Source organism: Amycolatopsis sp. FDAARGOS 1241 (assembly GCF_016889705.1).
Lineage (GTDB): Bacteria > Actinomycetota > Actinomycetes > Mycobacteriales > Pseudonocardiaceae > Amycolatopsis.
Genome location: NZ_CP069526.1, coordinates 9,434,577 through 9,446,890, shown reverse-complemented (window position 1 = coordinate 9,446,890; position 12,314 = coordinate 9,434,577). Strand labels below are relative to the sequence as shown.

Sequence of the window (12,314 nt, the reverse complement as noted above, 5' to 3'; positions counted from 1 at the left end):
GAAGATGACGTCCACCGTCCAGAAAGAACCTCAGCAGCGGGTGGGACAACCCGCTGCCGGCGCTGACGCACTGGGGCTGAGTCACCGCCAGATCCTCACGATCATCAGCGGCCTGATGTGCGGCATGTTCCTCGCCGCGCTCGACCAGACGATCGTGAGCACGTCGATCGTCCGGATCGCGAACGACCTGCAGGGCTTCGACCTGCAGGCGTGGGTGACCACCGCGTACCTGATCACGTCGACCATCGCGACGCCGATCTACGGCAAGCTCTCCGACATCTACGGCCGCAAGCCGTTCTACCTCGCGGCGATCGCCATCTTCGTCGCCGGTTCACTGGCTTCGACCTTCTCGCAGTCGATGTACGAACTGGCCGCTTTCCGCGCCGTGCAAGGCATCGGCGCCGGCGGTCTGATGTCGCTGGCCCTGACGATCATCGGCGACATCGTGCCGCCCCGCCAGCGGGCCCGGTACCAGGGTTACTTCCTGGCCGTGTTCGGCCTGTCCACGGTGATCGGCCCGGTTCTGGGCGGGTTCTTCGCGGGCTTCGACAGCCTCGCCGGCATCGCCGGCTGGCGCTGGGTCTTCCTGATCAACGTGCCCATCGGGGTCATCGCGTTCCTCGTGGTGGGCCGGGTCCTCAACGTGCCGCACAGCCGCCAGAACCACCGGATCGACTGGTGGGGCGCGCTGGCCATGGTCATCGCGGTGGTGCCGTTCCTCATCGTGGCCGAGCAGGGCCAGAAGTGGGGCTGGGGCGACACCAAGTCCATCATCTGCTACGCCATCGGCGGCTTCGGCGTGATCCTCTTCATCGTCGTCGAGAAGCTGATGAAGGACGCGGCGCTGATTCCGCTGCGGCTGTTCAAGAACTCGACGTTCACCGTCGCGATCGTCGGTGGTGTCATCGTCGGTGTCGCGATGTTCGGCGCGATCACGATGATCCCGCAGTACTACCAGGTGGTGCTGGGTTACTCGCCGACCGCGTCGGGGCTGCTGATGCTGCCGCTGATGGCCGGCATCATGACCGGTTCGATCCTGTCGGGCCGGATCACGTCGAAGACCGGGCGCTACAAGGCTTTCCCGATCATCGGCACGCTGCTGATCGCCGGTGGCGCGGTCATCTTCGCCCAGGTGAAGTACGACTCGAAGCTGTGGCTGCCGATGGTCGCCGCCGCCGTGATCGGTCTCGGCCTCGGCCAGTGCATGCAGACGCTCGTCATCGCGGTGCAGAACGCCGGGCCACGCAAGGACATCGGTGTCTCGACCGCGTCGGCGACGTTCTTCCGCCAGATCGGTGGTACGGCGGGTGTCGCGGTCTTCCTGACCATCCTGTTCAACGTGCTGCCGGGCAACATCACCAAGGCCTTCGGCGGGCACGCGCCGGCCGGAGCCGGTGGGCAGCTGGCCGGTCTCTCGAGCAACACCAGCGTCATCCAGACGCTGCCGCCGGCGGTCCGGACGCCGATCCTCGTCGGGTTCACCGAGTCGATCACCACGGTGTTCTACGTCGCCGCCGCGGTGTCGCTGCTCGCGACGATCGTGCTGCTGTTCATGAAGGAGATCCCGCTCGCGGGCACCTCCCCGGCGGCCGCGGCGATGGAGGGCGGCGAGGCGCTGCTCGAAGCGAACGACGAGCCGATGGCGACCACCATCGACGACGCGGCCACCACGGGCTCGCTGTTCGAGGAACAAAAGCCGCGGGAACCCGTTCTCGCCGGCGTGGGTGGAAGGCACGCGATGAGCAACAACGGTCACGGCGACCCGGAGGCGGTTTCGGGCTCGCTGCCCATGCCGATCACGAACTCGGTCGCGGGTGCGGGTGTCGATGTGCCGCTGGGCGCGGGCGGTCCCCCGGTGACCGGCCACGTGCGCCGGCAGGACGGCAGCCACGTCAGCGCCGCCGCGCTGACCCTGATCGACCAGCAGGGCCGCCAGGTCGCGCGAGCGACCGGCAACGGCGACGGCAGCTACTCGGTGCCGACGCAGGGCCCGGGCACGTACGTGCTGATCGTGGCCGCACCCGGCCACCAGCCGCAGGCCTCCAGCGTGGTCGTCGGCGGCGGGCCGGCGAAGCTCGACGTGACGCTCACCGGCTCGGGCGAGCTGACCGGTGTCGTGCGGTCGGTGGGGATCGGTTCCCCGCTGGCCAACGCGACCGTGACGCTCACCGACTCGCGCGGTGAGGTCAACGGCGCCTTCATCACGGCCGACGACGGTGTCTACACCTTCAGCGGGGTCGGCGCGGGCCAGTACACGCTGGTCGCCAGCGGTCCGCACTACCGCCCGGTGGCGGTCACCCTGACCGTGCCCGACAGCGGCGTGCTGCGCCACGACGTCGAGCTGGCCGGTGCCGTGCTGTTGCAAGGCGTCGCACGCACCGAGGGCGAGCGGATCGTGCCGGACGCGCGGATCACCGTGCTCGACGCGAACGGCAACGTCGCGGCGGTCGCCCGCACCGACAGCGAGGGCCGGTACGTGGTGAGCGACCTGCCGGTCGGCGCGTACACCGTGGTGGCGAGCGGTTACCCGCCGGCCACCAGCCAGGTGACGCTGTCGGACGGCGAGGCCGAGCACGACGTGCGCCTGAGCTACGACCAGGCACTCGACGAGCTGGTCGACCGCTCATGAGCGCGGGCCTGCGAGGACAGCTGCGAGCCAATGGCGGCTGGCCGGTGGAGAACGCCGTGCTCACGGTGACCGACCTCAACGGCCGCCAGGTCGCCCGTCAGATCACCGACGCGAAGGGGGCAGTGGCCACCGACCCGCTGCCCCCGGGCGTCTACACCGCCGTGATCACGGCGCCGGGGTACACCCCGACCGCGCGCACGGTGCAGATCGGCTCCGACGGCGCCGGGCTCCTGGGCGACATCGCCCTGGCCCCGGTGGCCGAAGCCGTCGAGCTGCCGCCGGCCGGGCCGTGGACGATCGACCCGGTGCACACGTCGGTGGTCGCCACCGCGCGGCACATGGGCATCGCGAGCATCAAGGTGCGGTTCCCCGACGTCGGCGGGCGCATCGAGATCGCGCGCCCGGTGGAGCGTTCGACGGTGCGCGCCGAGATCAAGGCGGGCAGCATCGAGACCGGCATCAAGATGCGCGACGACCACCTGCGCTCGGCCGAGTTCCTGGACGTGGAGGCCTACCCGCTCATCACGTTCGAGAGCACGGGCCTGTCGCAGCGCGGCACGGACACGTGGGTGCTGCTGGGTGAGCTGACGCTGCACGGCGAACGCCGCCAGGTGGAGCTCGACCTGCGCTACCAGGGCCACGGCCCCGACCCGTGGGGCGGCGTGCGCGCCGCGTTCCACGCCGAAACGCAGCTGCACCGCAACGACTTCGCGATCAACTACAGCGCGATGGTCCGAGCGGGTGTCGCCGCGATCGGCACCACGGTGAAGGTGGAGCTGGACATCGAAGCGGTGCAAGGCGAGTCCCTGCCCCAGTTCTGAGCAAGTTCTGACGCGTTTTCCAGCGGACCGCCCGGGAACTGTCCCGGGCGGTCCGTTCGTTTCTTCCAACGTGGCGTGTGTTTTCCGCGAGAGGTGAACGCGCCGTTCATCGCAGGAATACCGAAAGTGACCGGAAGGCAGGATTCGATGGTTCCGTATTCCACGCCGATTACGGCCACGTAGGCTCTCCGCGTGAACGTCGCAAGCATCGAGGCCGCCGGCGTGGGCGAGAGCTGGCTGGACACCGCCGGCCCGCTGCTCGTGTGGGTGATCGTGCTTTCCTTCGTGTTCGTCGAATGCGCGCTCATCGTCGGGCTCTTCCTGCCCGGCGATTCGCTGCTCTTCGGCGCGGGTGTGGTGCTGGCGCAGCACGGTTCCGACGCGAACGCGTGGCTGCTCTCGGGCGCCGCGCTCGTCGTCGCCGTCGGCGGCAACCAGGTGGGCTACTACATCGGCCGCAGCACGGGCACGCGCTTCATCGCGCGCCGCGGCGGCAAGGTGCTCAACCGGCACAACCTCGATCGCGCGCAACGGTTCCTGGACCGCAAGGGATTCTTCGCGATCGTCGCCGCGCGCTGGATCCCGTGGATCCGCACGCTGGCACCGCTCATCGCCGGGGCCGCGCGCATGGACCCGCGCCGCTTCCTGCTCGCGACCAGCCTGGGCGGTCTGCTGTGGGTGCCCACGCTCGTGCTGCTTGGCTACTACGGCGCCGGCCTGCTCGACGTGCTGCCGTGGCTGAAGACGGCTGCGCTGTGGGTGAGCGTGGCGTTCTTCGTGCTGGGCACCGGCTACGGCGTCCTGCGCTACCGCCAGGAGATGCGCCGCCCGGTCGAGGAACCCGACGACGTCCGGGCGTGAGCCGGTCGGCCAGGATGGACCGCCTGTTCGGGTCAACCGGACTTCTCGGCCGTTGACGGCACAGACCTCACGACCCAACAATGACCCGGCACACGACCTGGGACCGAGGGGGAACGTCGTGAAACTGGGGTTGCGCAGCATGGTCATGGCCGGGTTGGTGCTCGCTGCCGTGATGGCGGCGCCCGGGCCGGCGCAAGCGGCGACGTCGCAGGACTTCGGGCCGCGGATCGTCACTGGCATTCCGAACTCCGCGACCCAGCTCGTCATCCCGATGGCGACGATCGAGTCGAAGCAGCTACCCGCCGGGGCCAACGCGTACGTCTACTCGGAACTCAAGGCCCAGGACGCCGACGGCGTGAACCTGATCGACAACGAGATCCGCTGCTCGGGCGCCGGCGGATCCGACGTGGTGCTGGGCGAGAATGTGCTTCCACCGACCGGCGACCCAGCGCACCAGAAGATCACGATCGTCAACCGTTTCCTGGTCACCGCGAAGCAGGCGGGCACGATCACCTGCACGCTCTACCTGCGGACGTCGTCGACCGGTGACCACGTGGCGAAGGAGACCGTGAGCGGTACCGTGCGGTTCACCCCGGACCCGGTTCCCGGCGACGTGACCGGGGCGGCGATCCAGAAGTCGCTGCCGAGCGGCAACACGACACTCAGCTCCACGGTGGTGGCGCCGGTGATCGACCGCGACATTCCGCTCGGCTTCAGTTTCGTCGACGTGATCGCGGACACCGAGTTCCACTGGTGCGCCAGCACCACGGTGTGCGCCAAGTCGCCGGACAACTACTCGAAGGCCCGCTTCGCACTGACCGCGACCACGTCCGGCGGCGCGACCTGCGCGAGCGCGCCCGTCGTGCAGACCGACGAGACCGTCCAGCAGGGTGTCAACCACGCCGCGATCCCGCTCTACACCAGGGTCGCCGTGAAGCCGGGGTGCACGCACCTGCACGCGCAGGTGACCGGCACCTACTTGGCCGGCAACGTCGGCCTGGTCGGCGGCGGCGTGGACCTCACCGACAGCACCGGCAGCGCCGACACCCACCCGGCGGCGATGACGCACATGTTCGCCGTGCCGCGCACGAGCTGAGGTCAGAGCTCCGGGTCGGACCAGATCTCGAGCTGGATGCCGTCCGGGTCGCGGAAGACGATGACCGAGGAGCCTTCGAAGGTGCGCGACGTCCGCGGCGGGCGGTAGGAGACGCCGTACTCGGCCAGGCGTGCTTCCCACTCGCAGAGTTCGGCCTTGGACGACACGGAGAACGCGACGTGGTCGAGGCCCGTGCGGCGTTCGTCGAACGCGCGGCGCTCGGTGTCCGGGTGCTGGACCAGGACGACGGAGAAGCCGTCGCCGGCGGATTTGAGCACCACCTTGTGGACTCCCGTCTCGGGGTCTTCGCGGCGGTGACTCTCCTCGAGGTCGAGCACCCGCGCGTACCACGGGACGCTTCGTTCCACATCGGTCACGGTGAGCGCCAGATGGTGCACAGACGTGAGCTTGGGCATGGTGTGAGCGGCCGTCCTTTCCGACCCCCGGTTGCGCAGCGGGGCGCTCGCCACCCAACCCTGTGAACCGGCGCCGCCGCGCCCGCGGGGCGATTCCACGGCCCCGAGAGCTCCACCAGGGTGACACAGCAGCTCCGATCGGGCGGACGGATTCACCGACTTCCGCCACGAATCGTGATCTCGTCGTCGCCGGGCGTCCCAGGTGACGGGATGACGCCGAGACGAGACCGGTCCGTCACCGCCAGGCAATCCCGGTCCGGCACCCACAGTGTGGGACGAGCGGTCAGCGTCCGCCGCCGACCTCCAGCACGGCACCGGCCGTGAACGACGACGCCGGGGACAGCAGCCACAGCACCGCTTCCGCGATTTCCGCCGGCTGACCCGGGCGCCCCAGCGGGATGGCCGGCGCCAGCCGCTCGAGCCGGTCCGGCAGCCCCGCGGCTTCGTGCAAGCCCGTGGCGATCAGGCCCGGCGCCACGGCGTTCACCCGGATGCCTTCGGCGGCCACCTCCTGTGCGAGCCCGTAGGTGAGCGTGTTCACGGCCGCCTTCGTTGCCGCGTAGTGCACCCACTCGCCTGCGGAGCCCGTGCGCGCCGCCGTCGAGGAGACGTTGACGATGGCGCCACCGGTCCCGCCGTATTTCGTCGACAGCCGCCGCACGGCCTCGCGGCAGCACAGGAACACGCCGCCGACGTTGACCTCGAGCACGCGCCGCACGGTGGCCGCGCTCTGCTCGTCGAGCCGGCCCGGCGTGGGGCCCACGATCGCCGCGTTGTTCACCACGCCCGCCAGCGAACCCATCTCGCCGGCGGTGCCGAACAGCTTGCGCACCTGGCGTTCGTCAGCGACATCGGCCCGCACGGCGAGCGCCTTGGGCCCGTGCGCGCGCACCTGCTCGACGACTTGCTGCGCCGGCTCGGAGTCGCCGGAGTAGTTGACCACCACGTCGTACCCCCGCAAGGCGGCGAGCTCGCAGATCGCCGCGCCGATCCCGCGGCTGCCCCCGGTGACGACCAGAACTCCGGTCACAGGGCGAAGTTCACGAGCGGAAGGTTCTCCAGCACGAGGTCCGCTCGGTCGCGGGTGTTCGCGATGAGGTCGGCGTTGCGCTGGTCGGAGCCGAGCGCACGCGTGCGCGCCTCGACCAGCGACCGGCCGTAGCGGCGGTGGCGCGAAACCAGCCGTTCGATCCGCTCCGGCTCGTCGGGCGCGAGGTACCACGCTTCGGTGAGGTACCGGCGCACGCCGCTCCACGGGTCGTCGGGCAGCAGGAGGTAGTTGCCCTCGGTGATCACGAGCTGCACCTCCGGCGCCACCGGCACCGCGCCGGCGATGGGCTCCTCGATCTCGCGGCGGAACTCCGGCGCGTAAACGGTTTCCCGGCCGTCGGCCAGCCGGCGGATCAGGTGGACGTAGCCGGCCGCGTCGAACGTGTCGGGCGCGCCCTTGCGCTCGGTCCGCCCGAGCCGTCGCAGCTCCACCTGGGCGAGGTGGAAGCCGTCCATGCCGACGACGGCCGCGCGGGAACCGAGCGCGTCGGCGATCGCCCAGGCCAGCGTGGTCTTGCCGGAAGCAGGCGCGCCGACGATGCCCAGCACGCTGCGCTGCCGCGGCTTGGCGAGCCCTTCGGCCCGCGCCAGGAGGTCTTCGAACGCAGTCATCGCACTCCTTCTCCCAACTCCGAGATCGCCGCCGTCCACGACCGCGGCCCGACGTGGCGGACGCGAACCGCGGCCACCGCGTTCGCGTGCCGGATCCACCCGGGCACCGACGCGCGGCCGCTCGCGACCGCGTGCGCCAGCGCACCGTGCCACACGTCGCCGGCGCCCAGTGTGTCCCGGGCTCCGACAACGTTGACAGGCACCTGGCCCGAGTCTTCCGCACTGCTCCAGCGAACGGGATCCGGCCCCGCGGTCACGATCACGACGGGTACTCCCCGTTCCCTCAGGCTCGCGCCGGGCGCGCGGAAGTGCGCGGAGCACGCGGCGACGTCGACCAGCGGCAACAGTCGTTCCAGCACGGGTTTCCAGCTGCCGGCGTCGAGCACGACGGGCACCCCGAGTGATCGAGCCGCACGCGCGACCGCGAGCGCGAGCTCCGGGTGGTGGCCGTCGACGAGCACCGCACCCGCGTCCCGCACGAGCGGCTCGACGTCGCCGACGGTGAGCGGCGCGTCGGCCGCCGCGTTGCGCGAAACGACCGTGCGCTCGCCGTCGGAGTCGCGCACGACCACGGCGCTGACCGGCGGCGGGTCGGTGCGGTCGGGGTCGAGATCCACGACGTCGACCCCGCATGCGATGAGGTCCCCGTGCGCGAGTGCTGCCAGCGGGTGGGCGCCGACGACCGTCACGAGCGTCGCGCCGGCGCCGAGCGCGGCCACGGTCACCGCGGCGTTGGTCGCGGGCCCACCGGCCGCGACGTCGACCCGCAACGACTGCACCTTTTCGCCCGGCGCCGGGAACTCCGACACGCGCTGCACGACGTCGACCGTGCACAGCCCCGCCAGCAGCACGCGCACGTCAGGTCAGCCCGGCGTGCGTGGTGGCCGCGACTTCCACGACCTCGCCGTCGTCGCCGAGCCGCAGAGCGCCCGTGAGCAGGCCGACGACCTGGTTCATCGTGTGCGTCTTCGGCGACACCACGGCCACGCGCTTGCCGAGCCGGTGCACGTGGATCCGGTCGGCGATGTCGAACACGTGCGGCATGTTGTGGCTGATCAGCACCACCGGCAACCCGCGGTCGCGGATGCGGCCGATCAGCTCCAGCACCTTCGCGGACTCCGCGACACCGAGGGCGGCCGTCGGTTCGTCCATGATCACGGCCTTGGTGCCGAACGCCGCGGCGCGCGCCACCGCGACGCCCTGGCGCTGCCCACCCGAGAGCGTTTCGACGGGCTGCGTGATCGACTTGACCTTGATGCCCAGCTCATCGAGGATCCGTTGCGCCTCCTTGCGCATCTCACCCGTGTCGAGCTTTCGCGCCAGTCCCCCGAACGGTCCGCGCAGCCGCTTTTCCCGGCCCAGGAACATGTTCGACGCGATGTCCAGCGCGGGCGCGACGGCCAGGTCCTGGTACACCGTCTCGATCCCGTGGTGGCGAGCGTCCAAAGGGGACTTGAAGTGCACGAGCTGCCCGTCCACGCGGATCTCGCCCGCGTCGGGCACGAGCGCGCCGGACAACGCCTTGATGAGGCTCGACTTCCCGGCGCCGTTGTCGCCGACCACGGCGAGCACCTCACCGGGGTAGAGGTCGAAGTCGGCGCCGTCGATCGCGGTCACGCGGCCGTAGCGCTTCACCAGGCCGCGGGCCGAGAGCGTGGTCTGCTTGCCGTTTTCGGAAGTCATGACTGCTGCTGCCTCCGTGCGATCCGGTCGACGACCACGGCCGCGATGAGCAGCGCGCCGGTGGCGAGGTCCTGGTAGTTGCCGTCCACGCCCATCTGCGTCAGCCCCGAGCGCAGCACCGCCACGACCAGCGCGCCGAAGAGCGTGCCCAGCACCGAGCCGCGGCCGCCGAAGAGGCTGGTGCCGCCCAGCACCACGGCGGTGATCGAGTCGAGGTTGCCGAGCTGGAACTGGTTCGGGTCGGCGTTGGGCGTTCGGCCGAGCGCCTGCCACGCGGCGATGCCGAAGCAGAAGCCCGCGACCAGGTACACGGAGATCACCGTGCGGTTGACCTTGATACCGGACAGGCGCGCGGACTCCGGCGCGTTGCCCACGGCGTAGACGTGCTTGCCCCACGCGGTTTTCGTGAGCGAGTACCAGACGATCAGGAACATGATCAGCGCGAGCGTCATGCCGTAGGTGATCGGGATGCCGCCGAAGAGGTAGCGCTTGGTGCCGAGCCACTGCAGCAGCGGGTCGGTGACCGGCACGGCCTGACCGCCGGCGATCAGCTTCGCCACGGCCGTGAGGCCGGTGAACGTGCCGAGCGTGATGATGAAGGCGGGCAGCTTGACCCGCGTGACCAGCCCGCCGATGAACAGGCCGACGATCATGGTCAGCACGATGCCCGCCAGCAGCGCGACGAAGCCGTTGGTGCCGGCCGCGGCGAGCTTCGCCATGACCAGCGTGGCCACGACCATCGACGACGCGTTGGACAGGTCGATGCCGGCGATGAGGATGATCAGCGTCTGGCCGAGCGCGAGCGTGCCGACGACGAGCGACTGCTGCACGACCGTGGACAGGTTGTCGAGGTCGAAGAAGGTGTCCGTGGCCAGCGAGAAGACCACGATGGCCACGACCAGCGCGAGCGCGGGGCCGACCGCGGGCGCGCGCAGGAGGAACTCGCCGAGCGACTCGCGCTCACGCGTCCCGTTCACCGTCGCCGTCGTCATTTGGTGCCTCCCCAGCAGTTCTGCAGGCCCCACGTGGTGTTCTGGCTCGGGAGGCCGGGCAGGGGCTTGTCGGTGATCACGGTGGAGCCGGTGTTGACGAAACCGGTGGGCTTCTTGCCGGTCTTCGCGTATTGCACGGCGGCGAGCACGCCCTGTTCGGCCATCTTCTTCGGGAACTGCATGACGGTGGCCGCGTACAGGCCGTCCTTGACGTTCTGCACGCCTTCGCAGCCGCCGTCGATCGAGCCCATCACGATTTGTCCGGTGAGGCCGCGGGCCTTCAGCGCGGCGTACGCGCCCCGGCCCATGGGTTCGTTCATGGAGTACACGGCGTTGATGTCCGTAGTGCGCTGCAGGAGGTTCTCCATGCCCTGCTGGGCTTGGCTCTGGTCGCCGTTGGCGTTGGTGTGGCCCTTGATCTCGGGCGAGGAGTCCGTGAGGCCGATGCCCTTGAGGAACCCGCCGTGGCGCTGCGTGTCGACCGACGAACCGGCGGTCCCGTCGACCATCAGCAACTTGGGGTCGGCGCCGTGCAACGCGGCTTTGACGTAGGCGCCCTGCTGCTGACCGGCGGCGAAGTTGTCGGTGGCGAAGGTGGCGTCGACGGCGTCGGCGGGCTCGGTGGCGGTGTCGAGCGCGATCACAAGGATCCCGGCGTCGCGGGCGTCCTTGATCGCCTTGAGCACGCCGGTGGACGAGCTCGGGGTGATCAGGATGGTGTTCACGCCCTGCTGCGTGAGGTTCTCGATGGCGCGGACCTGGCCGTCGTTGTCACCGTCGAACTGGCCGGCGAGCGCGCTGAAGTCGGCGCCGTTGGCGGCCGCGGCCGCGCGGGCCGCGTTGCGCAGCTCGACGAAGTACGGGTTCGTGTCGGTCTTGGTGACCAGGCCGACCTTGGCCTTCCCGCTGCCACCGGTGTTCGTGTTCCCGCCCCAGTGGCGCTCGACCGTGCAGCCGGCGGTGGCGACCGAGACGGCGGCCGCCAGAGCCAGTGCGGTGAGGCTGCGCTGTCTCATGAATCTCCTCCTGCGAGGTTGCCGATGGACGGCAAGGTAGACAGACTGTCGGCACGTCGCAAGCGTTTGCGCAAACGCTTGCGAATGAGCTCCCGTGAAGGACTGACATGCCAAGGCCCCGCTCCACCCGCCCGACCCAGCGCGACATCGCCGACCTCGCCGGGGTGTCGATCACGACGGTTTCGCACGTCGTCAACGGCACGCGCGCGGTCGCGGAAGACACGAAGACCGCCGTGCTGCGGGCGATCGAGAAGACCGGCTACACGGGCGACGCGATCGCCCGCTCGCTGGTGACGGGCGGAACGCGGTCGATCGGCATGGCGATCTCGCTCGTGGCGAACCCCTACTTCGCGGCGCTGATGCAGGCGATCGAACGGGAGGCGTCGGCCAACGGGTACACCGTGCTGCTCGCCGACACGCACGACACCGTGGCGTCCGAACGTGACGTGGTGCGGGCCCTGCGGTCCCGTCGCGTCGACGGTCTGTTGGTGACTCCTTCCCCGGGCGACGGGGCCGTGATCGGGGAGCTGGTGTCGCTCGACGTGCCGACGGTGCTGATCGACCGCCTCGCGACCCGCGGCGACGTCGACCAGGTGGGTGCGGAGAACATCCAGGCGACGTCGGCGCTCACCGCGCACCTCGCGGCGCTGGGGCACCGGCGGATCGGCATGATCTCCGGCGCGCCGGGGCTCACGACCAGTGAGGAGCGCGTGCTCGGCTACCGGCTGGGGCTGGGCCGCTCGGGGCTCGCGTGGTCGCCCGACCTCGTGGCTTGCGGGAACTCCCGGCGCGACGGTGGGGCGCTGGCGTTGAGCACGCTGCTGGCGCTGCCCGAACCGCCGACGGCACTGGTAGTGGCCAACGACAGCATGATGGTCGGCGTCCTGCACGAAGCGCGCCGGCGCGGGTTGCGCATCGGGCGCGACCTGCCGGTGGTGGTGTACGACGAAGTGGAGTGGGCCGATCTCGTGGACCCGCCGCTGACGACGATGGCGCAGCCGATCGAGGAGATCGGCCGCCAGGCCGTGCGGCTGCTGCTGGCGCGGATCGCCGACCCGTCGCGCGCGGCCGAGACCGTGCGGCTGCCGCCCACGTTGTGCCACCGAGAGTCGTGCGGCTGCTCCGGCGCGGCCTGACG

12 protein-coding genes are annotated in these 12,314 nt (G+C 70.4%); 5 read left to right on the top strand and 7 right to left on the bottom strand.

Features of this window, described 5'->3' with window-relative positions:
- Positions 1-4: 4 nt before the first annotated feature.
- The 4 genes from I6J71_RS45765 (at position 5) to I6J71_RS45750 (ending at position 5,407) form a co-directional block, all read left to right on the top strand.
- Entirely contained in the window at positions 5-2,629 is a 2,625-nt protein-coding gene (locus I6J71_RS45765; protein WP_204092554.1) for an MFS transporter, read from the top strand.
- Entirely contained in the window at positions 2,626-3,450 is an 825-nt protein-coding gene (locus I6J71_RS45760; RefSeq protein ID WP_204092553.1) for a YceI family protein, read from the top strand. Before I6J71_RS45765 ends, I6J71_RS45760 begins: the two co-directional genes overlap by 4 nt.
- Before the next feature lie 192 nt (positions 3,451-3,642).
- Positions 3,643-4,311 carry a DedA family protein gene (locus I6J71_RS45755; RefSeq protein ID WP_204092552.1) on the top strand — a complete coding sequence of 223 codons (669 nt, stop codon included), beginning with the start codon at positions 3,643-3,645 and terminating at the stop codon, positions 4,309-4,311.
- A gap of 118 nt (positions 4,312-4,429) precedes the next feature.
- Complete coding sequence (locus I6J71_RS45750) at positions 4,430-5,407, top strand: hypothetical protein (protein WP_204092551.1); 978 nt, start codon at positions 4,430-4,432, stop codon at positions 5,405-5,407.
- 2 nt (positions 5,408-5,409) lie between these two features.
- Here the strand turns inward: I6J71_RS45750 and I6J71_RS45745 are convergent, their stop codons facing one another.
- From I6J71_RS45745 to I6J71_RS45715, 7 genes are all read right to left on the bottom strand, one after another.
- A complete protein-coding gene (locus tag I6J71_RS45745) occupies positions 5,410-5,823 on the bottom strand; it encodes a VOC family protein (RefSeq protein WP_204092550.1) in 414 nt (137 codons plus the stop codon).
- Between the two features lie 283 nt (positions 5,824-6,106).
- Positions 6,107-6,853: an SDR family oxidoreductase gene (locus I6J71_RS45740; protein ID WP_204092549.1), complete on the bottom strand. Its 747-nt coding sequence runs from the start codon at positions 6,851-6,853 to the stop codon at positions 6,107-6,109.
- Positions 6,850-7,485, bottom strand: a complete 636-nt coding sequence (locus I6J71_RS45735) for a nucleoside/nucleotide kinase family protein (protein WP_204092548.1) — start codon at positions 7,483-7,485, stop codon at positions 6,850-6,852. The genes I6J71_RS45740 and I6J71_RS45735 overlap by 4 nt, the downstream gene beginning before the upstream one ends.
- The gene (locus I6J71_RS45730; protein ID WP_239154288.1) at positions 7,482-8,342 is read right to left on the bottom strand and encodes a PfkB family carbohydrate kinase; all 861 of its coding nucleotides are present in this window, start codon (positions 8,340-8,342) and stop codon (positions 7,482-7,484) included. Before I6J71_RS45730 ends, I6J71_RS45735 begins: the two co-directional genes overlap by 4 nt.
- Position 8,343: 1 nt before the next feature.
- The gene (locus I6J71_RS45725) at positions 8,344-9,168 is read right to left on the bottom strand and encodes an ATP-binding cassette domain-containing protein (protein ID WP_204092547.1); all 825 of its coding nucleotides are present in this window, start codon (positions 9,166-9,168) and stop codon (positions 8,344-8,346) included.
- Positions 9,165-10,160, bottom strand: coding sequence for an ABC transporter permease (locus I6J71_RS45720; protein ID WP_204092546.1), 996 nt, complete (start codon positions 10,158-10,160; stop codon positions 9,165-9,167). Before I6J71_RS45720 ends, I6J71_RS45725 begins: the two co-directional genes overlap by 4 nt.
- Positions 10,157-11,176 carry a substrate-binding domain-containing protein gene (locus I6J71_RS45715; protein WP_204092545.1) on the bottom strand — a complete coding sequence of 340 codons (1,020 nt, stop codon included), beginning with the start codon at positions 11,174-11,176 and terminating at the stop codon, positions 10,157-10,159. Before I6J71_RS45715 ends, I6J71_RS45720 begins: the two co-directional genes overlap by 4 nt.
- A 107-nt stretch (positions 11,177-11,283) precedes the next feature.
- On the opposite strand from I6J71_RS45715, the gene I6J71_RS45710 reads away from it, so the two are divergent.
- Positions 11,284-12,312: a LacI family DNA-binding transcriptional regulator gene (locus I6J71_RS45710; RefSeq protein ID WP_204092544.1), complete on the top strand. Its 1,029-nt coding sequence runs from the start codon at positions 11,284-11,286 to the stop codon at positions 12,310-12,312.
- The last annotated feature ends 2 nt before the right edge of the window (positions 12,313-12,314 follow it).